Source organism: Micromonospora sp. NPDC085948 (genome assembly GCF_040686315.1).
Classification (GTDB): domain Bacteria; phylum Actinomycetota; class Actinomycetes; order Mycobacteriales; family Micromonosporaceae; genus Micromonospora.
On sequence record NZ_JBFBJW010000022.1, the window covers coordinates 1 to 26,566 of the forward strand.

At 72.2% G+C, this 26,566-nt stretch carries 24 protein-coding genes; 15 read left to right on the forward strand and 9 right to left on the reverse strand.

Annotation, left to right across the window (positions count from 1 at the left end; genetic code table 11):
- Positions 1 to 136 precede the first annotated feature (136 nt).
- Positions 137 to 1,180: an LPXTG cell wall anchor domain-containing protein gene (locus AB0O48_RS33195; RefSeq protein WP_365069834.1), complete on the reverse strand. Its 1,044-nt coding sequence runs from the start codon at positions 1,178 to 1,180 to the stop codon at positions 137 to 139.
- A 454-nt stretch (positions 1,181 to 1,634) separates the two neighbouring features.
- Between AB0O48_RS33195 and rsmD the strand changes: the two genes are divergently transcribed.
- From rsmD to AB0O48_RS33240, 9 genes are all read left to right on the forward strand, one after another.
- The gene (gene rsmD / locus AB0O48_RS33200) at positions 1,635 to 2,198 is read left to right on the forward strand and encodes a 16S rRNA (guanine(966)-N(2))-methyltransferase RsmD (RefSeq protein ID WP_357250491.1); all 564 of its coding nucleotides are present in this window, start codon (positions 1,635 to 1,637) and stop codon (positions 2,196 to 2,198) included.
- Complete coding sequence (gene coaD / locus AB0O48_RS33205; protein ID WP_357250488.1) at positions 2,195 to 2,677, forward strand: pantetheine-phosphate adenylyltransferase; 483 nt, start codon at positions 2,195 to 2,197, stop codon at positions 2,675 to 2,677. Before rsmD ends, coaD begins: the two co-directional genes overlap by 4 nt.
- A 303-nt stretch (positions 2,678 to 2,980) precedes the next feature.
- Positions 2,981 to 3,478 (forward strand): hypothetical protein, encoded by a 498-nt coding sequence (locus AB0O48_RS33210; protein WP_355391821.1) that lies wholly within the window; start codon positions 2,981 to 2,983, stop codon positions 3,476 to 3,478.
- 110 nt (positions 3,479 to 3,588) lie between these two features.
- Positions 3,589 to 4,152, forward strand: coding sequence for a YceD family protein (locus AB0O48_RS33215; RefSeq protein ID WP_357411722.1), 564 nt, complete (start codon positions 3,589 to 3,591; stop codon positions 4,150 to 4,152).
- A 5-nt stretch (positions 4,153 to 4,157) separates the two neighbouring features.
- Positions 4,158 to 4,331: a 50S ribosomal protein L32 gene (gene rpmF / locus AB0O48_RS33220; protein ID WP_252416735.1), complete on the forward strand. Its 174-nt coding sequence runs from the start codon at positions 4,158 to 4,160 to the stop codon at positions 4,329 to 4,331.
- A 114-nt stretch (positions 4,332 to 4,445) separates the two neighbouring features.
- Positions 4,446 to 5,432: a phosphate acyltransferase PlsX gene (locus AB0O48_RS33225; RefSeq protein ID WP_365069838.1), complete on the forward strand. Its 987-nt coding sequence runs from the start codon at positions 4,446 to 4,448 to the stop codon at positions 5,430 to 5,432.
- The gene (rnc, locus tag AB0O48_RS33230; protein WP_365069840.1) at positions 5,429 to 6,361 is read left to right on the forward strand and encodes a ribonuclease III; all 933 of its coding nucleotides are present in this window, start codon (positions 5,429 to 5,431) and stop codon (positions 6,359 to 6,361) included. The genes AB0O48_RS33225 and rnc overlap by 4 nt, the downstream gene beginning before the upstream one ends.
- The gene (gene mutM / locus AB0O48_RS33235; RefSeq protein ID WP_365069842.1) at positions 6,354 to 7,211 is read left to right on the forward strand and encodes a bifunctional DNA-formamidopyrimidine glycosylase/DNA-(apurinic or apyrimidinic site) lyase; all 858 of its coding nucleotides are present in this window, start codon (positions 6,354 to 6,356) and stop codon (positions 7,209 to 7,211) included. The genes rnc and mutM overlap by 8 nt, the downstream gene beginning before the upstream one ends.
- Before the next feature lie 222 nt (positions 7,212 to 7,433).
- A complete protein-coding gene (locus tag AB0O48_RS33240) occupies positions 7,434 to 9,653 on the forward strand; it encodes an MMPL family transporter (RefSeq protein WP_365069844.1) in 2,220 nt (739 codons plus the stop codon).
- A gap of 48 nt (positions 9,654 to 9,701) precedes the next feature.
- Here the strand turns inward: AB0O48_RS33240 and AB0O48_RS33245 are convergent, their stop codons facing one another.
- Entirely contained in the window at positions 9,702 to 10,544 is an 843-nt protein-coding gene (locus AB0O48_RS33245; RefSeq protein WP_357250474.1) for an endo alpha-1,4 polygalactosaminidase, read from the reverse strand.
- A gap of 117 nt (positions 10,545 to 10,661) precedes the next feature.
- The gene (locus AB0O48_RS33250; RefSeq protein WP_365069847.1) at positions 10,662 to 11,912 is read right to left on the reverse strand and encodes a CAP domain-containing protein; all 1,251 of its coding nucleotides are present in this window, start codon (positions 11,910 to 11,912) and stop codon (positions 10,662 to 10,664) included.
- 373 nt (positions 11,913 to 12,285) lie between these two features.
- Between AB0O48_RS33250 and AB0O48_RS33255 the strand changes: the two genes are divergently transcribed.
- From AB0O48_RS33255 to AB0O48_RS33265, 3 genes are all read left to right on the forward strand, one after another.
- Positions 12,286 to 12,480, forward strand: coding sequence for a hypothetical protein (locus AB0O48_RS33255; RefSeq protein ID WP_030487463.1), 195 nt, complete (start codon positions 12,286 to 12,288; stop codon positions 12,478 to 12,480).
- A 356-nt stretch (positions 12,481 to 12,836) separates the two neighbouring features.
- Entirely contained in the window at positions 12,837 to 16,451 is a 3,615-nt protein-coding gene (smc, locus tag AB0O48_RS33260) for a chromosome segregation protein SMC (protein WP_357250468.1), read from the forward strand.
- The gene (locus AB0O48_RS33265; RefSeq protein WP_357250465.1) at positions 16,451 to 17,071 is read left to right on the forward strand and encodes an HAD-IA family hydrolase; all 621 of its coding nucleotides are present in this window, start codon (positions 16,451 to 16,453) and stop codon (positions 17,069 to 17,071) included. The genes smc and AB0O48_RS33265 overlap by 1 nt, the downstream gene beginning before the upstream one ends.
- Before the next feature lie 13 nt (positions 17,072 to 17,084).
- On the opposite strand, the gene AB0O48_RS33270 is transcribed toward AB0O48_RS33265, so the two are convergent.
- The gene (locus AB0O48_RS33270; protein ID WP_357250462.1) at positions 17,085 to 18,035 is read right to left on the reverse strand and encodes a superoxide dismutase; all 951 of its coding nucleotides are present in this window, start codon (positions 18,033 to 18,035) and stop codon (positions 17,085 to 17,087) included.
- A gap of 76 nt (positions 18,036 to 18,111) precedes the next feature.
- On the opposite strand from AB0O48_RS33270, the gene AB0O48_RS33275 reads away from it, so the two are divergent.
- Positions 18,112 to 19,086: a winged helix-turn-helix domain-containing protein gene (locus tag AB0O48_RS33275; protein WP_357250459.1), complete on the forward strand. Its 975-nt coding sequence runs from the start codon at positions 18,112 to 18,114 to the stop codon at positions 19,084 to 19,086.
- A 12-nt stretch (positions 19,087 to 19,098) separates the two neighbouring features.
- On the opposite strand, the gene AB0O48_RS33280 is transcribed toward AB0O48_RS33275, so the two are convergent.
- From AB0O48_RS33280 to AB0O48_RS33300, 5 genes are all read right to left on the reverse strand, one after another.
- Positions 19,099 to 19,629, reverse strand: a complete 531-nt coding sequence (locus AB0O48_RS33280) for a DinB family protein (protein ID WP_357250456.1) — start codon at positions 19,627 to 19,629, stop codon at positions 19,099 to 19,101.
- A 42-nt stretch (positions 19,630 to 19,671) separates the two neighbouring features.
- Complete coding sequence (locus AB0O48_RS33285; protein WP_357250454.1) at positions 19,672 to 20,166, reverse strand: universal stress protein; 495 nt, start codon at positions 20,164 to 20,166, stop codon at positions 19,672 to 19,674.
- 9 nt (positions 20,167 to 20,175) lie between these two features.
- On the reverse strand, positions 20,176 to 21,795 hold the full coding sequence (locus AB0O48_RS33290) for an MDR family MFS transporter (RefSeq protein ID WP_357572132.1): 1,620 nt from the start codon (positions 21,793 to 21,795) through the stop codon (positions 20,176 to 20,178).
- A 144-nt stretch (positions 21,796 to 21,939) separates the two neighbouring features.
- A complete protein-coding gene (locus AB0O48_RS33295; protein ID WP_357250448.1) occupies positions 21,940 to 22,380 on the reverse strand; it encodes a MarR family transcriptional regulator in 441 nt (146 codons plus the stop codon).
- Between the two features lie 10 nt (positions 22,381 to 22,390).
- Positions 22,391 to 24,118 (reverse strand): alkaline phosphatase D family protein, encoded by a 1,728-nt coding sequence (locus AB0O48_RS33300; RefSeq protein ID WP_357250445.1) that lies wholly within the window; start codon positions 24,116 to 24,118, stop codon positions 22,391 to 22,393.
- A 150-nt stretch (positions 24,119 to 24,268) separates the two neighbouring features.
- Between AB0O48_RS33300 and ftsY the strand changes: the two genes are divergently transcribed.
- Together ftsY and AB0O48_RS33310 are read left to right on the forward strand one after the other, a co-directional pair.
- Positions 24,269 to 25,456: a signal recognition particle-docking protein FtsY gene (gene ftsY, locus AB0O48_RS33305; protein WP_357250442.1), complete on the forward strand. Its 1,188-nt coding sequence runs from the start codon at positions 24,269 to 24,271 to the stop codon at positions 25,454 to 25,456.
- Positions 25,457 to 25,462: 6 nt separating this feature from the next.
- A complete protein-coding gene (locus AB0O48_RS33310) occupies positions 25,463 to 26,326 on the forward strand; it encodes an aminoglycoside phosphotransferase family protein (RefSeq protein ID WP_357250439.1) in 864 nt (287 codons plus the stop codon).
- Positions 26,327 to 26,566 lie beyond the last annotated feature (240 nt).

Consider the following 26,566-nt stretch of genomic DNA (forward strand, 5'->3'; position numbering starts at 1 on the left):
TGGGCGATCGTCAACGCCGCCGCCGGGTCGACCCCGTACTCGGCGGCCCACTGTTCCCAGGCCCGCTCGACGGCGGCGTCGGAGTCGACGAGGGTTTGGTCGACGCGCCCTCGGTTGCTAGTCAGAGCGGGTTGTCTCAGGCGGTGAAGCGAACCTTACGACGACGCGCCATCACGAACAGACCAGCACCAACGGCGAGCAGCACCGCGGCACCGGCGATGATCCCGCCGGTCGCGGCACCGGTCAGCGGCAGCGCCGGCTCGTCCTTGTCGCCGCCACCCTGACCCGAGGTGCAGTCGGCCGGCTTGACCCACTTGACGGCGTCGGCCGGGTCGGCCTGCTCACCATCGACGCTGGGGGTGACGGTCAGCCCCTCGTACGCCTCGAAGGAGACCTCGGTCTTCTTGCCCGGGACCAGCTCGAGCTTCTTGACGACGTTCTTCTCCGAGGTCAGCACGACGGTCTCGGTGATGCCGCCAGCCGGGTTGTCGGCGGTGATGACCAGCACGTCACAGTCGAAGACGATCTCGAACACCGGAGCGTTGGGCTCCTCCGGCACCAGCGGGCCGGTGGGCTCGCTCGGCTGCGTGGTCGGCACCGGGCTGGTCGGGACCGGAGTGCTCGGCGTGGTGGTCGGCGTCGCGCTCGGCGTCACCGACGCGGTCGCGCTCGGCGTCGCGCTCGGCGTCACCGACGGCGTCGCACTCGGCTTCACGGTCGGCGTGGGCGTGGGCTTCGTCGGCGTCGGCGTCGGGGTGGCCGGCGGCGGTGTGGTGCAGTTGTTGCTCAGCTTCGCGGTGCCGGAGGCGACGTGGCTGATCAGGCTGCCGTTGCGCGTCCACTCGGCCTTGACCTTCAGCTCGAGCGTCTTGCCCTGGGTGGTGAGCTGAGTGCCGGAAACCTTGCCGTCGGCCGCAATCTTGGTGCCCACGGCGATGCCGTTGATGGTGGTGCCGGAGGGGGTCCACACCTCCTTGATGGTGGCTTCGAGGTCACGCTCGCTGTTCACCACCTTCCACTCGACGCGGTGCACGCCATTGGTGGTGAGGCAGGCGGTGCCGCTGATGGTGGTGTGGTGCGCGGACGCCGGCCCGGCGAACGTCGCTGCGCCGGTGAGGCCGATCAGCGCGCCTGCGGCGATGGCCGCGACGCGCCGCATCGGAGACTTGGGGAGGTTCAACGCCTGCTCCTGGTGAGGGGTACGGATCGCGCGCGGGAGGTCGGGAGACGGGGCGACCGGTGGGTCGTCTGCTCACCGGGACGTCGCGCGACGCGGGGGTGCTCCCCGCGCTAAGCGGGGACAGAGGGTGACTGTACTGACGAGTCATGAATGAGGGGAGTTCTCATCATTGCCATCGGGCAATGTAATTGATTCGTGATCTTTGATGAACGGAAGGTCGTTGATTGATCACTGAGGACGAGTGGTGTGGTCGTTCGATCGGCCGCTCCGCAGTGGACCGAACGGTGCGGAGGGAGGTCACCGGGCCTTTCCGGCCCGACGGGCCACGTCAAGACCCCACCGAGGCGTCGGGCGGTCAGATCGGGGGGACAGCCACCGGCCCGGCGATACCGGCGGTGTCGGACGAGGTCGGCGTCGACTCGCGTAGCGTCGCGGGCATGAACAGGAGGAGACGGTGACCCGGATCGTCGCCGGGACGCTCGGCGGGCGGCGGATCGCCGCACCCCCCGGCGCCGGCACCCGACCAACGTCCGACCGGGTCCGCGAGGCGCTGTTCAGCGCCGTCCAGGCCGAGGTCGACCTCGACGGCACCCGCTTCGCCGACCTGTACGCGGGCTCCGGCGCGGTCGGGCTGGAGGCGCTCTCCCGGGGGGCCCGGCACGTCCTGCTCGTCGAGTCCGACCCCCGGGCGGCCCGGGTGATCCGCGAGAACGTGGCGACCCTGCGCGCCGGCCCGGCCGTTCGCCTGGTCGCCGGGAAGGTGGCGACCGTGCTGGCCGCCGGTCCGGACGGCGGGCCGTACGACGTGGTCTTCGCCGACCCGCCGTACGCGGTGCCGGACGCGGAGATCACCTCGCTGTTGACGACGCTCGTCGATGGTGGCTGGCTGGTGCCCGACGCGCTGGTGGTGGTGGAGCGGTCCAGCCGTACCAGGCAGTTCGACTGGGTGGAGGGGATCACCCCCGAGCGCAGTCGCCGGTACGGCGAGACCACCCTTTGGTACGGTCGCCGATCATGAGACGTGCGGTCTGCCCCGGTTCGTTCGACCCGGTCACCAACGGACACCTCGACATCGTCGGGCGGGCCAGTCGGCTCTTCGACGAGGTGGTGGTTGGCGTCCTGGTGAACCAGTCGAAGAGTGGCCTGTTCTCCGTCGAGGAGCGGATCGACATGCTCCGCGAGGTGACCTCGTCGTACGGGAACGTGCGGGTCGAGTCGTTCCGCGGATTGCTTGTCGACTTCTGCCGGGCACAGCAGGCGAGTGTGCTGATCAAGGGCCTGCGGGCGGTCAGCGACTTCGACTACGAGTTGCAGATGGCGCAGATGAACATCGGGCTGGCCGGGGTCGAGACCCTGTTCATGCCGACCAACCCGCTCTACTCGTTCCTCTCCTCCAGCCTGGTGAAGGACGTGGCGAAGTGGGGCGGCGACATCTCCGCCCACGTACCCGACCTGGTCCGTGAGGCCCTGCAGGCCCGCCTACGCCCAAACCCCTAACCGCCCCCACCCCCACCCCCAGCCCCACCCCACCCCCACCCGGGCGGCGATCTTGCACTTTCGGTCGCCGGATCGTGGTTGTTTGCGCCGATTGTCGCGGCAGAAAGTGCAAGATCGGCGGAGCGTGGGCGGGCGCGGGCGGGCGCGGGCGTGGGCGGCTTGGCGGGGGTGGCGATGTCGCGACGCGCCGGATTGGGGCGGATGGGGCGTGTGTGGGGCCGGCACGACATGATTGATGACGCGGGGAACGGCCGTAGCCCGCATCATGGAGGTCGGCCGAGGAACGACAGGAGTGAGGTACCGGTGGACCCGCTCGATCGCATCGACGAACTGATCGCCATGGTGGAGCAGGCCCGCTCCGTCCCGATGTCGCGCAACAACTGCATGGTCGACCGGGGTGAGATGATCGCTGCCCTCGACGAGATGCGCGCCGATCTCCCTGCCGACCTGCGTCGCGCCGCAGCGCTCCTGGAGGAGCGCGACAAGATCATGGATGCCGGCAAGCGTGAGGCGGACCGGATCATCAGCGAGGGTGAGGCAGAACACGCCCGCCTGGTCTCGGTGAACGAGATCACCGTGTCGGCCGAGCACGAGGGTGCCCGGATCATCGCCGAGGCCCGGGCCGAGGCCCAGCGCCTGCGTGAGGAGGTCGACGACTACGTCGACACCGCGCTTGCTAACTTCGAGCAGTTCCTCACCCGGGCGCTGGCCTCGATCGAGCGAGGTAGGGACAAGATGCACGCCCTACGGGAGATCGGCACCTTCGGTGGGGATGAGGCGGATCGCCCGCTACCCTTCTGAGCGGCACCTCACCAGCCGACATTCTCACCCGGGTGTCGCCCCCGGTTCGACGGTCCGGTGGTCACCCAGGTAACCTTTTTTGTCGGCCTCTCACCGGCCGGAGTCTAACTATGCCCAAGCACTCGCCATCGACACTCAACCCCAGGTCGCCGCTGGTCCTCGACACGAGAGACCTGCCGCGCCGCCCTGGTGCGTTGCGTGAGGTCCAGCGGGTCGTGCCGGCACCGGCGGACCTCGGTGTGGAGTTGATCGGCGTGCCGGAGGGCGCGGACCTCGACCTCGATCTGAGGTTGCAGTCGGTGTCCGAGGGCGTGCTCGTCTCCGGGACCATCACCGGTCCCGTCCGGGGCGAGTGCGGCCGTTGCCTGCGCGAGATCAACGACTCGATGGGCGTGACGATCCAGGAGCTGTACGCGTACGAGGACAGCACCACGGACGCCACGACCGACGAGGACGAGGTGGGCCGGATGCAGGGCGATCTGATCGACCTGGAGCCGGCGCTGCGGGACGCGTTGGTGCTCACGCTGCCGACCAACCCGCTCTGCCGGGAGGACTGCCCAGGGTTGTGCCCCGAATGCGGGACACACTGGGACGATCTGCCGGCCGACCACAGTCACCAGCAGATCGACCCGCGTTGGGCGGGCCTGTCGCAACTGACCGTTACAGAGGAGTAAGAACCGTGGCCGTCCCGAAGCGCAAGATGTCGCGCAGCAACACCCGGTCCCGCCGGGCGAACTGGAAGGCGACGGTGGTCGCGACCATCGCGTGCCCGCAGTGCAAGTCCCCGAAGCTGCCGCACGCCGCCTGCTCCGTCTGCGGCACCTACAACGGCCGCCAGGTTCTCGAGGTCTGACCTGGACGCCGAGTGACGCCCCCGACCTCAGGTCGGGCGGCGCGCGCACCCTGGCATTCGCCCGGTGCCCCGGCTTCCTCCGACGCTGGCCGGCCCACTCCGGCCGGCGTTCCGATGGAGCCGGGCACCGCGCGGATCGCCGTTGACCTCCTCGGCGGGGACGACGCTCCCGCCGTCGTGGTTGACGGCGCTCTGCGGGCCATGCGCGCCGACCCTGACCTGCACCTGCTCCTCGTCGGCCCGGCCGAGGTCGCCGACGAGCTGATTGCTGCCCTCGATCCGCCGCAACGTACGCGGATCACGGTGCGGCCCGTCCGCGATGTCGTCGGCATGGCCGATCACCCCAGCGCCGCCCGTGCCGAGAGCACGGTCCGCGCCGCGGTCACCGCCGTGCGCGACGGGACCGCCGACGCCCTGGTCTCCGCCGGTGCCACCGGTGCCACCGTCACCGCCGCCGTGCTCGGCCTCGGCCGCTGGCCGGAGATCCGCCAACCCGCGCTCGCCGCGACCCTGCCCACCGTGGCCGGCCCGGTCGTGCTCCTCGACGTCGGCGGCTCGCTGGAACCCCGTCCGGCCACCCTGGCCCGCCACGCCGTGCTCGGCGCCGCGTACGCCGCCGTGGCGCACTCGATCGCCGCGCCGCGGGTCGGGCTGCTCTCGGTCGGCACCGAGGCCGGCAAGGGCGACCGGGTCCGTCGCGCCACCGACCCGTTGCTCGCCGTCGAGCCGCTGCCCGGTGGGGCGCGCTACGTCGGCCTGGTCGAGGGGTACGACGTGACCCTCGGCGCGCGCGTCGATGTCGTCGTCACCGACGGCTTCACCGGTAACGTGCTGCTCAAAGCCATCGAAGGCGCGTACGCGATGGCCGGTGGCCCGCCCGCGGAGGGCGGCGCGCCCCGCGCGGCCGCCCTGCTGGGCGTCGCGGGGACGGTGGTCGTCTGCCACGGTTCCGCCCGCGCCGACGATGTCGCCTCCGGCATCGCCCTCGCCGCCCACCTGTGGCGGCGGCGCGCCACCGATCTGGTCTCGGCGTTGCTCGACGGCGACGCCGCGATGGACCGCACCGACCGCTCCACCGACACCGAGGTACGCACATCATGAGCAACGACAAGCGGCGGCGGGCGTCCGTCGGTCATCTGGAAGCCGCGTTCGGCGTGAGCCTGGAACCCGAGCTGCTGGAGCGCGCCCTGACCCACCGCTCGTACGCGTACGAGAACGGCGGGCTGCCCACCAACGAGCGGCTGGAGTTCCTCGGCGACTCGGTGCTCGGCGTGGTGATCACCACGGCGCTCTTCCACAACCACCCGGACCTGCCCGAGGGGCAGTTGGCCAAGCTGCGGGCCAGCGTGGTCAACATGCGGGCGCTCGCCGACGTGGCGCGTGGCCTGGGCCCGGACGGCCTCGGCGCGTACCTGCTGCTCGGCAAGGGCGAGGAGACCACAGGTGGCCGGGACAAGGCGAGCATCCTCGCCGACACGCTCGAAGCGCTGCTCGGGGCGATCTACCTCCAGTACGGGTTGGACACCACCGGGATCGTCATCCACCGGCTCTTCGACCCGTTGATGGCCGAGTCGGCCGGTCGGGGCGCCGCACTGGACTGGAAGACGAGCCTCCAGGAGCTGACGGCGGCGCTCGGGCTCGGCGTCCCGGAGTATCGGATCGAGGGCACCGGCCCGGATCACCTCAAGACGTTCACCGCCTGGGTGGTGGTGGCCGGCAACCGGTACGGCGGCGCCGAGGGGCGCAGCAAGAAGGAAGCCGAGCAGCGGGCCGCCGAGGCCGCGTGGCGGACGCTCGCCGAGCAGAACGGCCAGGCCGGCGACGACGGCCAGGGCGGCGACGACGGTCGGACCGGCGACGATGGTCGGGGCCAGCTGATCGACCCGGACGGTTCGGCCGACCGGGATGAGCCGTTCGGGCCGCTGGAACGCGCCGGGCGGGCTGCCCAGGCCGAGCAGGCCGACCACCTGGCGCAGGCCCTGCCGGCCGGGGGTGCCGACGGCCACGAGACGGGCCTGCGGCGTGCCTGAGTTACCCGAGGTGGAGACCGTCCGGCAGGGGTTGGCCCAGTGGGTCATCGGCCGTCGGATCGCGTCGGTCGAGGTCCGTCACCCGCGCGCCGTGCGCCGGCACGTCCCCGGCGGCGTGCACTTCGCCGACGTGCTCGCCGGCCGGACCGTGCTGGACGTCCGCCGTCGCGGCAAGTACCTGTGGCTGCCACTGGACAGCGGCGACGCGATCATCGGGCACCTCGGGATGTCCGGTCAGCTGCTGCTCCAGCCACCCGGCGCCGCCGACGAGACCCATCTGCGGGTCCGGTTCCGGTTCACCGACGACGGGCCGGAGCTGCGCTTCGTCGACCAGCGCACGTTCGGCGGGCTCTCGGTGAGCGAGGGCGGCGCCGAGTTGCCCGACGAGATCGCGCACATCGCCCGCGACCCGATGGACCCGGAGTTCTCCGACGCGGAGTTCGTCGCCGCGCTGCGCCGCCGGCACACCGAGGTGAAGCGGGCACTGCTCGACCAGACCCTGATCTCCGGGGTGGGCAACATCTACGCCGACGAGGCGCTGTGGCGGGCCGGGCTGCACGGCGGCCGACCCACCGACGCGCTGACCGGGCCGGCCGCGCAGCGCCTGCTCGACCACGTCCGCGACGTGCTCGCCGAGGCGATCAACGTGGGCGGCACCAGCTTCGACGCCCTCTACGTCAACGTCAACGGTGAGAGTGGCTACTTCGACCGCGAACTCAACGCCTACGGTCGCGAGGGCGAGCCGTGCCGGCGGTGCGGAGCGCCGATCCGCCGCGAGGCGTTCATGAACCGATCCTCGTACAGTTGCCCGCGCTGCCAGCCGCGGCCCCGGGGATCCCTTCGGGGATGACCCGGAGTCGGCTCCGGGTCGGCACCGGCGGGTCGCGGTCGGACCCCCCGGGCCGCACCCCGGTGTACGCCCGAATCGGCGTCTGATGCCCCTCTGGTGAGCCAATCGCCCTCAGTGTGACGGCTCCGGGGCGGGCCAGGGCCGTTCCCCGATGTGACCGCCTCGTCACGCACCTAACGTCAGCACCGTTGACACGGGGTTGACGTGACAGGGGGACCCGAGATGGGGAGAAGACCGGTGACGGTGCGGCTGGCGCGGTGGAGCGCCGAGCACCCGTGGCGGGCGATCGCACTGTGGGTCGTGTTCGTGGCGGTGTGCTTCGTGGGTGGCAGCGCCGCCGGCCTCAACGAGGCCACCAGCGCCGACGAGGGGATCGGCGAGGTGGGGCGGGCCGGCCTGATCGTGGACGCCGGAAACTTCGACGATCCGGCAGTGGACAACGTGCTCATCACCGCGCGGGACGGCGCGCTGGACCCGGCGGCGGCGAAGGCGGCGGCCGACGACGCGGCAGCCCGGCTGCGTACGGTCACCGGGGTCGCCGAGGTGGGGAAGCCGGTCACCGCCCGGGACGGTTCGGCGCTGCTGCTGCCGATCACCATGTCCGGCGACCCGGAGACCGCCTCGGATCGGGTCCAGCCGCTGCGCGACGCCACCGCCGCCGTGCAGGGCGCGCACCCACAGGTGCGTGTCGAGCAGGTCGGCGGGCCGTCGATCGAGCAGGCGCTCGACGACACCCTGGGCAAGGACTTCAAGCGCGCCGAACTGCTCAGCCTGCCGGTCACCCTGGCCATCCTGATCATCGCGTTCGGCGCGTTGATCGCGGCCAGCGTCCCGGTGCTGCTGGCGCTCTCCTCGGTCGCCGTCGCGATGGGCCTGTCCACGCTCGCCTCGCACCTGGTCCCGGCCACCGACACCACGGCACCGGTGATCCTGCTGATCGGCATGGCGGTGGGGGTCGACTACTCACTGTTCTACATCCGCCGGGAGCGGGAGGAACGGGCCAAGGGCCGCTCCGGCCTGGACGCGGTGGAGATCGCCGCGGAGACCTCCGGGCACGCCGTGGTGGTCTCCGGCATTGCCGTGATCATCGCGATGGCCGGGCTGCTGCTCGCCGGTGACGTGGTCTTCTCGTCCCTGGCCGTCGGCTCGATCCTGGTGGTCGCCGTCGCCGTGATCGGTTCGCTGACCGTGCTGCCCGCCCTGCTGGCCAGGCTCGGCCGCTGGGTCGACCGGCCTCGGGTGCCGCTGCTCTGGCGGCTGACCGCTCCGCGCACCGACCGGCACGGCGAGCCCCGCAAGCCCCGGCTCTGGCCGGCGCTGCTTCGGCCGGCGCTACGCGCTCCGGTGGTGACGCTCGTCATCTCGGTCGGTCTGCTGCTCGCACTGGCCGCGCCGGCGCTCGGCATGAAGCTGAAGTTCCCCGGCTCGGAGGACCTGCCGCGCACCACCCCGGCCATGCAGGCGTACGACCGGCTCACCGCCGCGTTCCCGAGCAACGGCACCAATCACGTGGTGGCCGTCAAGGCACCGGCCGAGCAGGCCGACCGGGTCCACGCCGCGCTCACCGACCTGGCCACCCGGGCCGCCGGGGATCCGCTGTTCGCGCCGGCCGATGCGGACGGCCCGAAGATCGAGGTGTCGGCCGACCGGCGGGTGTCGGTGCTCGACGTCGCCACCCCGTACACCAGTCGGGACGACCGGTCGGTGCAGTCGTTGGACAAGCTGCGCGGGGACCTGGTCCCGGCTGAGCTGCGGGGCATCCCCGGAATCGAGTACGCGGTCGGCGGCGGCGTGGCCGAGAATGTGGACTACGCGGCCCACGTCCGGGACAAGTTGCCGCTGGTGATGGGCTTCGTGCTGGTGTTGACGTTCCTGGTGATGGTGTTCACCTTCCGATCGGTGGTGGTCGCGGCCAGTTCGATCGCGCTGAACCTGCTCTCCGTCGGCGCCGCGTACGGGCTGCTGGTGCTGGTCTTCCAGCGCGAGTGGGCCGAGGGACTGCTCGGTTTCACCTCGATGGGCGCGATCGTGTCCTGGCTGCCGCTGTTCCTCTTCGTGGTGCTCTTCGGCCTCTCGATGGACTACCACGTGTTCGTGGTCAGTCGGATCCGCGAGGGGATCCGGGCCGGCATGCCCAACCGCGACGCCGTGTCGTACGGGATCACCTCGTCGGCCGGGGTGGTGACCAGCGCGGCGATCGTGATGGTCGGCGTGTTCTCGATCTTCGCCACGCTGAGCACGATCGACATGAAGCAGCTCGGGATCGGTCTGGCGGCGGCGATCCTGCTGGACGCCACGATCATCCGGGGAGTGGTGCTGCCAGCGTTGATGACCATGCTCGGCGATGCCAACTGGTGGGCCCCGCGTTTCCTGCGCACCCGTCCGGCGGCCGCCCCGGCCGACCCGCCGGCCGCCACCCCGGAGCTGGTGCCGGTGTCCTGAACCAGGCGCTGGTGGCCGGGCTGCGTCGGCGGCCCGGCCACCGCCGTGTCAGGGCAGGGGGCAGGCTTCCCGCCAGGCGTCCAACTGACGGTCCTTGCGGATCGACGCGAAGCCGTAGCCGACGGTGGTGACGCAGAACTCGTCGGTCGAGCTGGCGTACTCCACGTGGAAGACCGGTTTGCCGGCGTCGACGAACGGCAGCAGCTTGGCGCACTGGCCCAGCCGGACACACTCCTCGTTGACGACGAAGTCGAAGTCCGGAGCCAGTGCGGCGAGCTGGGGCACGTCGTTGACCAGCCCGGGGGAGAGGCTCAGTGAGCGGGCCAGCTCGGCGAGTCGGCGGTTGAACAGCAGCTGGTCGTCGAAGTCGAGGGGGAAACCGGTGCGGGACGCGTACCCGTCGGCGTCGGCGAGCGCCACCGCGCCGAAGCCCTTGCCCCGGCAGAGTCGAAAACGGTCGGCCAGCACCGGCTCGAGCGCGTCCCAGCTCCGTACGTCCAGCCACCGGCTGCCGGGCCGACGCCCGGTCGAGCCCTGGACGATGTCCGGGAACCGGCTGGCGTCCGGGTCGGCGGTGCCGACCGACCCGACGTGCACCTGGCAGATCAGCCGGCGGTCCCGGGACCGCAGTTCGGCGGTCTGCGCGGCGGTGGTGACCACCGGGTCGAGCAGGAAGACGTCCGATTCCACAGCCGGGTCGAGCGGGCCGCTGAGTTGCCACTGCCACTGCCAGGTGCGGGCCGACGCGGCCGGCCACGGGGTGGGCGCGCCGGGCGGGGTCAGCTCGGGTCGGCATCCGTACGCCGGCACCACGAGGACGAGTGCGACGCCGGCCGACAGGACGCGGCGCAGTGGGCGTACGGCGACGCGTCGCCGCGGCCGGATCCGCATCGGCAGCTCCCGGGTCCCGGACGGCCCGTCGCCGCCCGCACCGGTACGCCGCCCCCACGCTCCGGCCCGGCGTACCTCACCGGGTCAAACGAGCGCGGGGGCGCGAACGACGCGCGGTCAGCGCGGCGCCGCGAAGACCTGGGTCCAGTACGGCCCGTTGCTGGTGGCGATCCCGACGCCGATCTCGGTGAACGCGCAGTTCAGAATGTTGGCCCGGTGACCGGAGCTGTTCATCCAGGCGTCCATCACCGCAGCCGGGGTCTGCTGGTTCCAGGCCACGTTCTCGCCGTACGTGCGCCAGGCGTAGCCGATCCGGTCCAGCCGCGTGCCGGCGTTGCTGCCGTCGCTGCCGGTGTGCGACATGTTCTTGTGGTCGGCCTGGTCCTGGCTGTGCTTCTGGGCGGCGGTCATCAACTTGTCGTCGATGCTCAGTGCCCCACAGCCGGCCTTGGCGCGCTCGGCGTTGACCAGGTCCACCACCTCACGGGCCTGGGCGCTGACAGTGCCGCTCGGCTCGCTCGGCCCGCCGGAGCCGCTCGAACCGTTGCTCGTGGCCGGCGCGCTGGTGCGCGGCGCGCCACGCCGTGACGCGGCGGTGGTACGCGACGCCTCCGGGGTGGGCCTGACGACTCTGCTCGGCGTCGGGCTCGGTGGGGTCGGGCTGGGCGTGCTGGTCGGGGACGGCGCCGCCAGGGTGTCGAGAGTCGGCTCCTCGGTCGGCGCCGTCGACGGGGCGAAGGTGTCGTCGACGGCCGTCGGCCGGCTGGCCCCGTCGTCACCGCCGGGTAGTCCGACCGCGCCGACGCCGAGACTCACCACGAGGGTGGCCGCCGCGGCGGCCCCACCGATCATCAGCGGCCGTCGCCAACGGCGGCGGGAGCGGTGTCGTCCCTCACTGGGCCGGTCGGTGCCGGCGGGCCAGTCACCAGTCGTCTCCGGGCCGGGGTCGGGCCGCCAACCACCAGTCGTCTCCGGGCCGGCGTCACCGTGCCAGCCATGGCTGGCCGGTCCGGCGGGGCTGCCGCCGTGCCAGGAGTCGGCGGTCGCCCCGCTCGGGCTGCCGTCGCGCCAGGCGTCGGTGGCCGGCCCGCCGCCGTGCCAGCCCTCGGCCGGGTCGTGCTCCGGGCGCTGGTCCGGCCAGGCGGCCGTCTGAGCGTCGGCCGGCCCACCGGAGGTCTCGGGGTCCGCCTGCCAGTCGGTCGGGGGCTGCTCCCGGTGCCACCCGTCGCCGGGCTGGTTCGGGTCGTCACCGAACAGGTAGGCCGAGCGGGGCTCCGGACGGTCGTGCAGCCAGGTCGGCTCGTCGGTCGGCCGCTCGGCGCGCCGGGAGGCGCCGTTCGGGTCCATCGGGTCGGTCCAGCCGTACACGCCTATGCCTCCACGGGTCGGTTGCGGGCCGGGGTGACGCTACGGCGCGCCCGCGACCTGCGGCAACGTGGCTAAGGAAGAGTTAAGGGGAACTCGGACGCCAGGGTGCGGAATTCCGTGGATCCGGGCGTACAGTAAAGGCGTCCGGACAGAGAGTGTCCGTGCCATTGCGGCAGCCCCCCGACAAGTGGACAGGTCGACGTAGAGATGATCTACGGCCTGCGAGAACTTGACGAAGGAGGGGTTTGCGGCTCAATATATAGGTGTCGCCAGTCGCGCCCGGTCATGCCCAGATACAGCCTGGAATGACAGCCGCGTACAAATGGGCGCGCGTTGGTCCGGCCTTTCCGGCAGCGCATATCAAGGAGTCAGCATGGCGAAGGCCCTCTACGGCCACGTAGGTGCAGCGCCCGACCGGCGTCTGCTCGACGAGGTCACCCGACTGCGTTCCAGGGTTCAGGCACTGGAGTTCGAGATCACCCGGTTGCGTGCCGACAATGATCGGCTCGCGGCGGCCGCGGCGGAGGCAGACGATCTGCTCCGTCTGGCCGAGCCGGCGCTGACCTGATCTCTGCGTCGCAAAACTGAATCGCACTCTCGCAAAATGCGCGCCGACACCTGTGTGCCGGCGCGCAACACTGTCCGGCCCCTTTCGGCGCCAACTATTTATGATCTTGTGGCCGGTTCCGCCCTTACCGCGTCCCCGGTATCCGAATAGCACGCCCAGCGATAAGCGATCATGAACGGTCCTCGTCCCTGTCGTGATCGACACAACAACGGCGGACCCACGTCTCGCGCCCGGGCCGCACGCGGCCCGGGGCGGGTCGCGTGCCCGACCGCTCCCACCACCGGGTTAGTCTGCGAGTTCACCCAGGTCCCCACAGCCGGCGACGGTACGGCGGCCCCCGGACGAGGATCGAGAAGGTGTATCTCAAGAGCCTGACGGTGAAGGGCTTCAAATCCTTCGCCTCCGCCACGACGTTGAAGCTGGAGCCCGGGATCACCTGCGTGGTGGGCCCGAACGGCTCCGGCAAGTCCAACGTCGTCGACGCCATCGCCTGGGTGCTCGGCGAGCAGGGCGCCAAGGCGCTGCGGGGCGGCAAGATGGAGGACGTCATCTTCGCCGGCACCGCCGGCCGCGCGCCGCTGGGCCGTGCCGAGGTCACCCTCACCATCGACAACACCGACGGCGCGCTGCCGATCGAGTACACCGAGGTCTCCATCACCCGCCGGATGTTCCGCTCCGGCGAGAGCGAGTACGAGATCAACGGCAACACCTGTCGGTTGCTCGACATCCAGGAGCTGCTGTCCGACTCCGGCATCGGCCGGGAGATGCACATCATCGTCGGGCAGGGCCGCCTCGACGGCATGCTGCACGCCAAGCCGGAGGACCGTCGCTCGTTCATCGAGGAGGCGGCCGGCGTCCTCAAGCACCGCAAGCGCAAGGAAAAGGCGCTGCGCAAGCTCGACGCGATGCAGACCAACCTCAACCGCCTCACCGACCTCACCGCCGAGCTGCGCCGCCAGCTCAAGCCGCTGGGCCGCCAGGCCGAGGTGGCCCGCCGGGCGGCCGCCATCCAGGCCAACCTGCGCGACGCCCGGCTGCGCCTGCTCGCCGACGACCTGGCCACCCTGCGGAACACCCTGGACCGGGAGATCGCCGACGAGACGGCGCTGCGGGAGCGGCGTGAGCAGATCGAGGGCGAGCACGTGGAGGTGCAGGGCCGGCTCGGCGAGCTGGAGGCCGCCCTCGCGGAGGACGCTCCGCTGCTCGCCGCCGCCCAGGACACCTGGTACAAGCTGTCCGCCCTCCAGGAGCGCTTCCGCTCGATCGAGCAGTTGGCCCGGGAGCGGCTGCGGCACCTCAGCGCCAGCGGCGACGACGAACGGCCCGGCCGCGACCCGGACCAGCTGGAGGCCGAGGCGGAACGCGTCCGCGAGCAGGAGGAGGAGCTGCGCGCGGCGCTCACCGACGACCAGATCCGCCTGGCCGAGGCGGTCGAGCACCGCCAGGAGCTGGAACGGCAGCTCGCCGCCGCCGAGCGGGAGCTGGTCGCCGCGGCCAAGGCCATCGCCGACCGGCGCGAGGGGATGGCCCGGCTCACCGGTCAGGTCAACTCGGCCCGCGCCCGCACGACAAGCGCCGGCGAGGAGATCGAACGGCTCGCCGTCGCGCACGCCGACGCTCTGGGGCGCGCCGAGCAGGCACAGGCCGACCTGGACGCGGTGGCCGCCCAGTCCACCGAGGCCGACCGGGACAACGCGGACCTGGACGCCCGGCACGCCGAGGCGGTCGCCGTGCAGGAGCGGGCGCAGGCCACCGTGCGATCGCTTGCCGACGCCGAACGGACGGCGGAGAAGGACGCCGCCACCTGGAAGGCCCGGGAGGAGGCGCTCGCCCTGGGGCTGCGGCGCAAGGACGGCGCCGGGGCGTTGCTCGCCCGCGCCGACGACGTGCCCGGCCTGCTCGGCAGCCTCGCCGGGCTGCTCACCGTCGCGCCCGGCCACGAGGCGGCGCTGGCCGCGGCGCTCGGCGGTCTCGCCGACGCGGTAGCCGTCAGCGGGGTGGACGAGGCCGTCGAGGCGATGCGGCTGCTGAAGATCTCCGACGCCGGCCGGGCCGGTCTGCTCGTCGGCAGCCCGGCGGGACCCGGCATGACCGGCTCCGCCGACACACTGCGCCCGAAGCTGCCCGACGCGGCCAGGTGGGCCCCGGACCTGGTGGAGTGCGGCGAGGAGCTGCGCCCGGCGGTGCACCGGGCACTGCGGGACGTGGCGCTCGTCGACGATCTCGCCGCCGCGGCCGACCTGGTCGCCAGCAACCCCGAACTGCGGGCGGTCACCCCGGACGGTGACGTGGTCGGGGCGTACGCGGCGGCCGGTGGGTCGGCCAAGGCCCCCAGCTACATCGAGGTGCAGGCGGCCGTCGAGGAGGCCCGCAGCAACCGGCTCACCGCCGAGCGCGGTGGCGCGGAACTGCGTGACCAACTCGTCGAGGCGCGCGCCGAGGTGGCCGCCGCCAAGGAGGCCGTACAGCACGCCGCCGCCGAGAAGCGCGAGGCCGAGAGCCACCGCAACGCCGCCGCCCGGCGGTTGGCCGAGCTGGGTGCGGCGGCCCGCTCGGCGAAGGCGGAGACCGACCGGCTCGGCGAGTCCCACTCCCGCGCCGAGGCGGCCCGGCAGCGGGACCTCACCGCGCTCGCCGAGCTGGAGGAACGGCTGCGGCTGGCCGAGGAGACCCCGGTCGACGCCGAGCCGTCCAGCGAGGAACGCGACCAACTCGCCGCCATGGTGCCGCAGGCCCGGCAGAACGAGATGGAGGTCCGGCTCGCCGTGCGTACCGCCGAGGAGCGGGTCTCCTCGATCGCCGGCCGGGCCGACTCGCTGACCCGGCAGGCCACCGCGGAGCGGGCCGCCCGCGAACGCGCCGCGGCCCGGCGGGCCGCGCGCACCCGGGGCGCGGGCATCGCCCGCGCCGTCGCCGGCGGCGCCCGCGAGGCGCTCACCCGCCTCACCACCTCGATCGCGACGGCCGAGGAACACCGGGACGCCGTCGCCCGGGAACGCGCCGCCCGGGAGGCGGAGCTGCAGGAGGTACGCGGGGCAGCCAAGCGGCTCGGCGCGGAGCTGGAGCGGCTGACCAGCCAGGTGCACCGCGACGAGGTGGCCCGCGCGGAGCAGCGGCTGCGCATCGAGCAGTTGGAGGCGAAGGCCGCCGAGGACTTCGGGTTGGACGTGGAGACGCTCGTCGCCGAGTACGGCCCCACCCAGCCCGTACCGCCGACCCAGGTGGACGTGGCGGCTGCCGAGCGCGACGGCCTGCCGGTGCCCGAGCCGGTGCGCTACGAGCGGCCGGTGCAGGAGAAGCGGGCCGCCAAGGCGGAACGCGAACTGGCCCTGCTCGGCAAGGTCAACCCGCTCGCGCTTGAGGAGTTCGCCGCGCTGGAGGAGCGCTTCAAGTTCCTCTCCGAGCAGTTGGAGGACCTCAAGGCAACCCGGCGGGACCTGCTCACCGTGGTCAAGGACGTGGACGAGCGGATCCTGGAGGTCTTCGCCAGTGCCTTCGAGGACACCGCCCGGGAGTTCGAGCAGGTGTTCACCGTGCTCTTCCCCGGCGGCGAGGGCCGACTGATCCTCACCGACCCCGACGACCTGCTCACCACCGGTGTCGAGGTGGAGGCCCGCCCACCGGGCAAGAAGATCAAGCGGCTGTCCCTGCTCTCCGGTGGCGAGCGGTCGCTGACCGCGGTGGCCATGCTGGTGGCGATCTTCCGCGCCCGGCCCAGCCCGTTCTACATCATGGACGAGGTGGAGGCGGCCCTGGACGACGTGAACCTGGGCCGGTTGATCACATTGCTGGCACAGTTGCGGGAGAAGAGTCAGCTGATCGTCATCACGCACCAGAAGCGGACGATGGAGATCGCCGACGCGCTCTACGGAGTGACCATGCGCAGCGGGGTCACCCAGGTGATCAGCCAACGGCTCAACCGGGCCGACGAGGACGACCAGCGGCACCGCCGCGGCGAGGAGAACGGGTAGTGGCTCGGGAACGCGCGACGGCGCTCCTGCTGGACTTCGACGGCGTACTGCGCCGGTGGGATCCGGCGGTGGCCGCCGTTGTCGAGCGGGAGTACGGCCTCTCCGAGGGGGTGCTCGGTGAGATCGCCATGCAGTGGGGGCGGCTCCAGCCGGTGCTCACCGGCCAGGTCAGCCACGCCGAGTGGATGAGCAGTGTGGCGGACGCCCTGGCCGAGTCGGTGGGCAGCCCGGAACGGGCCCGCGCCGCTGTCGAGCAGTGGCAGGGCTACCGGGGCGAGGTCGACCAGGAGGTGCTGGCGTTCGTCCGGGAGGTCCGCGCGGCGGGCGTCCGGGTCGGGCTGGGCACCAACGCCACCGACCTGCTCGACGCCGACCTGGCCGCGCTGGGCCTGGTCGGGGAGCTGGACGTGGTGGTCAATTCCTCCACGATCGGCGTGCACAAGCCGGCCCCGGAGTACTTCCAGGCCGCCTGCGTGGCCCTGGCCACCCCGCCGGCCCGGGTCCTCTTCGTCGACGACGAGGACTGGGCCGTGCGGGGCGCCCGCGCCGCCGGGCTGTCGGCGCACCGCTGGGGCGGCCACGCCGACCTGCGGTACCTGCGGGCGGCCCTGGACTACTGAGCCGGACCGCCGCTCAGCCCAGGCCGGGGACCTCGGTCACCGTGAACGGTGGTGCCGGCGCGGTCGCGTTGAGCTGGCTGTTGACCCAGAGCAGCCGGTCGCGGTCGCGGGCCAGGGTGGTCGGGGACTGCTCCAGGCCGGCGGTGCGGGACTGGCGGACCACCCGGGCGGCCCGAAGGTCACCGTCCAGCACCGCCAGGTTCACCGCGAAGCGGTACCCGTCAGCGGGGTCCGGGAAGTTGACCACACCGTAGAGGCGGTTGCCCTCCAGCAGCAGCCCGTCGGCACCGAGCTGTCCACCCGACACGGCGACCTCGCTGGCCGTGGCGTCGGCGAGGTCGATGCGCCAGAGACGTTCGGTGCCCGGCGCGCCGGTGCCCTGGTCGGCGACGAGCGCGACCCGATCGTCGGCGTCGGCGACGATGCCGTTGAGAAAGCCCGGGGCGGTCGGGAAGTCGGACGGCCGCAGCCACGGTTCGAGTGGACCGACGCGCTCACCGTCCAGCGTGGCCCGCCAGATCGTGCCGCCGGCCGAGTCGGTCACGTACGCGGCGTGGTCGGTGATCACCAGGTCGTTGAGAGCCGCACCGGTCACCGCGCTCCGCTTCGCCAGCAGGCGGCCGTCCGGGTCGTACACGAAGAGGGTCGCGGTGTCGTAACCGGCCACGAAGAGCCGGCCGGCGCGATCGACGTGGACCCCGGCGGCGTGGGCCCGCCCGTCCGAGCCCGCGGGGAGGAACGGACGCAGCCGCTGGTGCCGGACGTCGCCGCGGTAGACGGCCCCGGTGGCGAGGCTGGTGACGTACATGGTGCCGGCGCGGGTGACGGCGATGCCCTCGGGCAACACGCCCGGTTCGCGGGAGACGACGTACGTGTCGGGTTGCGCGTCAGCGGCGCGCGCCGGGGTGCCTGAGGTGCCGGCGAGCACGACCACGCTGGTGGCCAGGACAAGGAAGGTGTGCATGGAACGAGGATCCGATCCGGTGGCAGCCTGCTCCATGCCCTTTCAGGCAGGGCCGAAGGGTGGCTAGCGTCGGCTCATGCTGACGTTGCAGCTCACCGCGACGGACCTGAGCCGCACCGTTCTGCGCTCCGACCCCGCGGTGCTGCTGGAACTCGGGGCGGCCGGTCAGCGGCTGTTCGAGGCCGCACCGGAACACCTCACGGCCTGGCGGGCACGCACCCGGGCGGCGCTGCGTCCGGAGATGCGGCCGTACCTCGACCTGTGCCGGCGGCCCGGGTGGTTTCCGGACTTCCTCACCCCGCCAAGCCTCGGCGGCGACCTGCCGGCCGCCCTGGACGAGGTGCTGGCCACCCCGACGGCGACGCTGGCGGCGGAGCTACGACCCCGGATCGTCGCCGGCGACCTGCCGGCCCGGGTCGGTGCTCTCGCCTCTGGTGACACGGCCGCCCGGCGGCGACTCCGCGTGGCGATGCGGGCGTTCCACCAGATCGCGGTCGCGCCATACCAGCAGACGATCACCGCGGCGGTTCACGGCGACCGGACCGTGCGGGCACACGCCATGGTGGACAGTGGGATCGACCGCGTCCTACGCGACCTGAGCCCGTACCTGTTCTGGAAGCCGTACGGCGAGCGGTACGAGTTGTCGTACGAGTGTGGATTCGCCGACGGGATCGCCCTGGCGCCGGCCGGCCGGGGCGTCACCCTGGTGCCGTCGTACCTGCTGCCCCGGCCCTGCGTGCTGGACGACCCGACCGGCCCGCTGGTGCTGGCCTATCCGATCCGTCCCACCGCCCAGCGGGCGCTGGTGAGCAGCAAACCCCTGGCCGACCTGCTCGGGCGGACCCGGGCGGCGGTGCTGGGCGCGATCGCCGACGGCCCGAGCACCTCACAGCTGGCCCGGACGGTCGGCGTCTCCCTCGCCTCGGCCAGCCAGCACGCCTCCGTCCTCCGGTCGGCCGGGCTGGTCACCACCCACCGGGCGGGGCCGGCGGTACGGCACACGCTCACCCCGCTGGGCGAGCACCTGCTCCGCGCCGGGCACCCCGGGTGACGGGACCGCTGGTCAGTCGCCGGTGACGCCGTCGATGCGTTCCCGGATCAGGTCGGCGTGACCGTTGTGCCGGGCGTACTCCTCGATCATGTGCACGTACGCCCAGCGCAGGTTGAAGGTGGGGGTGCCGTCGTGGCGGGTCAGCGTGAACGTCTCGTCCAGGGACCGGCCGGCGGTCGCCGCCCGGGCCGCGTCGACCTCGGCGCGGAAGGCGGCGAAGGCGGCCTCCGGGTCGGCGTCGGCCGCGGCGTGGAACTCGGCGTCGTTGTCGGCGTCGAAGTCGTAGAGGTCGGGCAGGTCCTGGCCGGCGAAGCGCTGGCGGAACCAGGACCGCTCGACCTCGGTCATGTGCAGGACCAACCCGAGCAGGCTCAGGCCGGACGGCTCGACACTCGCCGTGCGTAGCTGCTCGGCGGTCAGGCCGGCGCACTTGTGCAGCAGGGTGTCGCGGTGGTAGTCGAGCCAGCCTTCCAGCATGGTGCGCTCGTCAGCGACGAGGGGCTCGTGGGTGCGGTCGATCTCCGGTGCCGTCCATGTCGTCATCGGGCCATCCTGGGGCTCGGGTACGACAGTCGCGACAGGTTTTCAGGGCACCACGACGACGGGCCAGCGGCCGGCGCGGACCAGACGGGTGGCGACCGAGCCGACCAGCCGGTGACCGGCCTGCTCGGACGCCCCCACCACCACCATGTCGGCCTGGAACTCGTCGGCCGCCGCGCACAACTCGCCGTACGCGTCGCCGCGCCGGGACAGGAAGGTCACCGGAATGCCCCACTGCTCGGCCGCTCGCCGGCACTCGCGGCGCAACTCGTCGGCCACCTCGTCCTGGGAGCGCTGGATCGCGCTGGCGTCCATCCCGGGCACGAGGGAGGTGAACCCGCTCGCCGCGCTGACGAAGACCACCACCAGGGCGGCACCCTGCCGGCGGGCCAGGCCGGCCGCGTAGGCGCCGGCCCGCTCGGAGGTACGGGTGCCGTCCACGCCCACCATGATCACCCGCGGGCCGTCGGTGCCGCGTTCGAACGGCAGCGGGCGGGTCCGGGGGCCGTACTCCTCGCGGTCCGGTGCTCCCACGCTCATGGCTCTACCTCACCTCTGCTCGCCGGTGCGGACCACGGCGGCGCCCGCGCCGGCTGCGACTGTCGATTCCCGCTCGACCTCGTCGGAAACCGGGTTGCCGTTGTGCTGCCGCAGCGGCACCTCCTTGATGAAGGCCACCGCGATCAGCGCGATCAGCGCGAAGGGGGCGGCGGCCAGGAAGATGTCACCGGCGCCGTGGCCGTACGCGCTCTCCACCACGGCACGCAGCGGGCCGGGCAGGGTGTGCACGTCGGGCAGGGTGCCGCCGCTACCGGAGCTGGACGCGGGGATGCCGAGCTGGGACAGCCCGTCGGCGGTGTAGTCCTTGACCTTGTGGGCGAGTACCGCGCCGAGGGCGGAGACGCCGATCGCGCCACCGAGGCTGCGGAAGAACGCCACCACCGAGCTGGCCGCGCCGAGTTCGTGCGGGCCGACGGTGTTCTGCACGGCGAGGACCAGGTTCTGCATGGTCAGGCCCAGGCCGACGCCGATGAGCGCCATGTAGACGCTGAGCAGGGTGAAGTTGGTGTCCGCGCGGAGGGTGCCCATCAGCGCGAAGCCGATGGTGAGCAGCGCCGAGCCGGCCACCAGGAACCGCTTCCAGCGGCCGGTCTTGGTGATGATCCGCCCGCCCACGGTGGAGGCCACCAACAGGCCGAGGATCATCGGCAGGGTCATCAGACCCGACATGGTCGGGCTCTGCCCGCGGCTGATCTGGAAGTACTGGCCCAGGAAGATCGACGCGCCGAACATGCCGACACCGACCGCGATGCTGGCCACGACGGCGAGGGTGATGGTGCGGTTGCGGAACAGCCGCGGCGGGATCATCGGCTCGGCGGCCCGGGTCTCCACCCGGACGGCGAGGGCACCGAGGGCGAGCGCGCCGACGACCATGACGGCGGTCTGCCAGGAGGCCCAGGCGAACTGGTCACCGGCGAGGGAGACCCAGATCAGCAGGACCGAGACGGCCGCGGTGATCAGGGTGGCGCCCCACCAGTCGATCTGCGCCTTCCGCTTGACCACCGGCAGGTGCAGGGTCTTCTGGAGCACGATCAGGGCGACGATGGCGAACGGCACGCCGACGTAGAAGCACCAGCGCCAGCCGAGCCAGGAGGTGTCGACGATCACGCCGCCGATCAGCGGACCGCCGATGGTGCCGACGGCCATCACGGCGCCGAGGTAGCCGCTGTAGCGGCCCCGCTCGCGCGGCGCGATCATCGTGGCCATGATCACCTGAGCCAGCGCGGTGAGGCCGCCGGCGCCGACGCCCTGGAGCACCCGGCAGGCGATCAGCTCGCCGGTGCCCTGCGCGAGGCCGGCCAGCACCGAACCCAGCACGTAGATGCCCAGGGCCAGTTGCACGAGGGTCTTCTTGCTGGTCAGGTCGGCGAGCTTGCCCCAGATCGGGGTGGTCGCGGTGGTCGCCAGCAGGGCCGAGGTCACCACCCAGGTGTACGCGGACTGGCCGCCGTGCAGTTCGGTGATGATCCGCGGCAGCGCGTTCGAGATGACCGTGGAGGAGAGGATCGCGACGAACAGGCCCAGCAGCAGGCCGGAGAGTGCCTCCAGGATCTGCCGGTGGGTCATGGTCACGGCGGTCGCCTGGGGCGGCGCTGTCGCCTGGCTCATCGTTGTTGCCTCCGAACGGAGTCGAGGTGGAGCGGCGGCGGGTGGTGCACACGGGCCGCCTGAGAGTTGCCTGAAGCAACCGTATGCCTTGGTTGCCTGAAGCAACAACTTGGTGGACCGGCACCATATTCCCCGCCGAGCGGGCTACTGCCAGGAGTCGTTGAACCGGCCGAGCAGCCGGGCGAACTCCTCGACGTCCCGGCTCGGCCAGCCGTCCAGCGCCCGCAGGAACTCACCCAACCGGGCCGCACGGGCGACGTCGAACCGCCGCTGACCCTCCTCGGTGAGGCGGATCTGCGCGGCCCGCCGGTCGCTCGGATCGGGGTCGCGGTGGACCAGCCCGAGGGCCTCCAGGGCGTTGATCTGCCGGCTGAGTGTGCCCTTGCCCACGCCGAGCCGCGACGCCAGCTCGGTCAACCGGATCGACCCACTGCGCCGCAACCAGAGCAGCAGCCCGTAGGTGTTCGGCTCCAGATTCGGGTGCACCTCCCGGGCGATCTCCCAGGAAACCGCCCGCCCACGACGCAGCAGAGCAGTCAACTCGTGCTCGACCGCCCGGATCGGCTCCGGCAGGTGCTCATCCACGGCGTAGAGACTACGGCGCGGTCGGCTCGCCGCTACCGGAGAGTCGACGTCGCATCACCGGGCGTAGGTGCCCGTCCTTGGTGGTGCCCTCGATGACCACGTCCGCGCCACGCCCCTGATGGGTGAGCGTGGCGACGGCGTTGCCGAAGTAGGGACCGGCCAACTTGCGCCAGCGCACACCAGGCCGCCGTACGCCCGCCGAGCGGGCCAACGCCCGGGTGGCACCGGCCGGGCCGGCCGACCAGCCCAACCGCATCAGCGGGCGGATGCCGGCCGGCACCTGGTTGTGGATCGGCGAGCAGGTGAGCTGGTGCACGGGCGTGACCACCGCGGGGTCGAAGAACCGGGCCCGAGCCACGTACGAGTGGTGCACGTCCCCGGAGAGCACGCTTATCGACGCCGGAGGGGCGTACGCCGGGCCGGCACCGACCCGTGCGCCGGACTGCCTCGGGGTGCCGGTGCCGATCCGGGCGAAGGTCTCCGTGAGCGCCTCGAAGGAGCGCCGGAACGCCGCCCAGTGCTCCAGGTCCAGGGCGCGGCGCAGCTTCTCCGCCCCGCGGGCCACCCAGGGGCGACGCGAGTCCGCCAGCTTCTCGTTCCACGCCTCGATGTGGTGGATGCCCTGCGGAAGCAGCCAGGGCAGCGACGCGCCGACCACCAGGTGGTCGTAGATCCCGTGCGCCTGGTCGAGGAACCAGGACCACTCGCCGGGGGGCAACATGGCCCGGCTGCCCGGGTCGAGCACCCGGCTGCACCTGTTGTCCAGCATGACCAACCGGGTCCGGCCCAGGTCCAGTGCGTAACTCCACTGGTACTGCACCGCGCGCCAGCGCTCGGTGTCGTGCGCCAGGTCCGACTCCTGGTCGACCCGGTGCCCGAACTCACGCAACACACCTGTTGCGTCCTCGGCGGCGACGACCTTGGCGTAGACCGGGTCGGCGGTGATCTCGTCCGGGGACAGGTTGCCCAGGTGCTGGTAGACCCAGTACGAGGCGAGTCCGCTGCCGATCCGCTCCTGCCACCACGGCTGCTCGCGCACCTCCGCACGCCAGGCCGCCGAGGTGTTCCAGTCGTCGATGATCTCGTGATCGTCGAAGATCATCACGCTCGGCACGGTGGAGAGCAGCCACCGAATCTCCGGATCGCGCCAGGACTCCAGGTAGAGCTTGGTGTACTCGTCGAAGCTCACCACCTGGTCGGCCGGGGCGCCCTTCGGCCGCCGCCGCCGCCGACGCAGCAACCGGCGCACCGTGGGCGAGGTGACGTCGGCGTAGACCTGGTCACCGAGCAGCACCAGCAGGTCGGGCAGCGGGTTCGACTCCGGGTCGGCCATCAACCGCCGGGCGTACGCGTCGAGCGCGTCCGGCGGCAGCTTCCGGGTGGTGGCGTGCTGGGTGGTCTCCCGGCACGAGCCGAAGATCAGGTTGACCGGCTGGTCCCGGTCGTCGGCGGCCCGGGTGCGGATCACGCTCGGCGGGAAGCCGCTGCTCGGCACCGGCCAGACCAGCTCGTCGTCGACGAGCACCTCGTAGGTGGTCGCGCTGTCCGGGGTGAGCCCCTCCACCACCACCAGCGCGTAGTGGTGCTCGTACGCCGAGAAGGTGGGCTGGGTGCCGGTGGCGCCGTCGGCGGTGCGGACGGTGACCACGGCGGGCCCCGCCGTCTCCACCCAGATGGTGGCGCGGGTGTCCACGACTCGCCGCAGGAGGGGGCCGATGAGGAGGTGTGCGGCGGACATGCGGCCGAGCCTACCGCCGGTTCCGGGCACGGGCCGGATGCGGTGGCGGAGACCGCGAGCACCGCTCAACCGTGCGGTGGCGGAGACTCCCGGCCCGCTCGGGGGTGCGGTGGCTGGGACGCCGTCGTCGCCATCTGACAGGATTCCGGCATGGCCGAATATCTCGTCCTCGCTCTGGTCCTGCTCGGTGTGCTGATCGCCGGCACAGTAGGGCTGGTCGTGCCGCGACTGCGGCGGCGGCCCGAGCCCCCGCTTCCCCGCACCGAGGTCGACACCCGGGCCGAGGAGGATCTCGCCGGCCCGCCGGTCGAGGCACCGGAGTCCGATCTGTCCACCGGCGTCCTGGTCGAGCCACCGCCGGTCATCGAGGCGCCCGCGCCGGTGGAGGTGCCCGAGCCGACCGCCGGACGGCTGGTGCGGCTCCGCTCGCGGCTGTCCCGCTCACAGAACGTCTTCGGCAAGGGCCTGCTCGGCCTGCTCGCCCGCGACCACCTCGACGAGGACGTCTGGGAGGAGATCGAGGACAGCCTGATCACCGCCGACGTCGGCGTCGACGCCACCCGCGACATCGTCGACCGGCTCCGTGAGCGCACCCGGGTGCTCGGCACCCGCTCGGCCTCCGAGCTGCGCGCGCTGCTCGCCGCCGAGTTGGTCAACGCGCTCGACCCGAGCCTGGACCGGTCGCTGCGGACCGCCCCGAAGGACGGCGTACCGGCCGTGGTCCTGGTCGTCGGCGTCAACGGCGCCGGAAAGACCACCACCTGCGGCAAGATCGCCCGGGTGCTGGTGGCCGACGGCCGGACCGTGCTGCTCGGCGCCGCGGACACCTTCCGGGCCGCCGCCGCCGACCAACTGGAGACCTGGGGCTCCCGGGTCGGCGCGGAGACCGTCCGTGGACCCGAGGCCGCCGACCCGGCAAGCGTCGCCTTCGACGCGGTCAAGCGCGGCATCGACACCGGCGTGGACACCGTGCTCATCGACACCGCCGGCCGCCTGCAGAACAAGGTCGGCCTGATGGACGAGCTGGGCAAGGTCAAGCGCGTGGTGGAGAAGCAGGGCCCGATCGACGAGACACTGCTCATCCTGGACGCCACGACCGGCCAGAACGGCCTGGAGCAGGCCCGGGTCTTCACCGACGTGGTGAACGTGACCGGGGTGGTGCTCACCAAGCTCGACGGGACCGCCAAGGGTGGCATCGTGATCGCCGTGCAGCGCAAGCTCGGCATCCCCGTGAAGCTGGTCGGCCTCGGCGAAGGCAAGGACGACCTGGCCCCGTTCGACCCCGCGCAGTTCGTCGACGCGTTGCTGGGGACCGAGGCCACCGGACGGGACGCGTAGTCTCGGGTGACCACCGACGATCGCGCGTACGCGGGCTGGCGCGAGCCCGGCCACCCCTCGCAGCGCCTCGGGAGACCGTACGTGACTTCGCAGGAGATCCCGCTGCACGGCGGCAACGTCAGCACCGTCGTCCGCGTCGGTGACACGGTCCGCCGCAACGCCGGGCCGTGGACACCGTCCGTGCACGCCCTGCTGCGCCACCTGGAGTACGTGGGCTTCACCGGTGCCCCCCGGGCGCTCGGGATGGACGAGCGCAACCGTGAGGTGCTGTCGTACCTGGAGGGGGAGTGCGGCGAATATCCGCTCGCCCCGCACTGGGTGACCGACGAGGCGCTGGTCACCGTCGCCACCATGCTGCGGATGTTCCACGACGCGCAGTACGGGTTCATCCCGCCGCCGCAGGCGGTCTGGCGCTCGTTCGGCCCGCCACCACCGGACACCGAGGTCATCTGCCACCACGACGCCGCGCCGCACAACGTGATCTGGCGGCCGGACGGCACCCTCGGGCTGATCGACTTCGATCTCGCCTCGCCGGGGGCGCGGATCTACGACGTGGCGTACGCGGCCTGGACCTGGGTGCCGATCTTCGCGGACCGGGACTCGATCACGCTGGGCTGGAAGCACCCGGACCGGCCGCGCCGGCTGCGGCTCTTCGCCGACGCGTACGGGTTGATCCCGCGCGACCGGCACCGGTTGATCCGGACCATCCGTAAACGGATCGTGGACCACGTCGAGGGGATCCGCCGGATGGCTGCCGCCGGCGAGCCGGCGTTCGTCCGGATCGTGCACAAGGGCCACCTGCGCCGGCCGATGCGGGATCTGCGGCTGCTCGACTACGAGCGGCACGCCCTGGAGAACGCCCTCCGCTGAGCGCGGACCGGTCGATGCTCGGCCGGTCCCGTCAAGCGGACCGGTCGATGCGCCTGGCCGGTCAGCCATCGACGCGCGCCGTCCGAACGATCCACCATTGTCCATGTCGATGACTGTGCGGACTTCGTGACACGTACGAAACAACCCGTCACGAACCGGAAACCCGCACGGGACCATGGGTGAAACAGCCGGCCGCGAAGCTTCCGCGCAACCGGCCTACGGGCGACGCTGCCCCGGAAA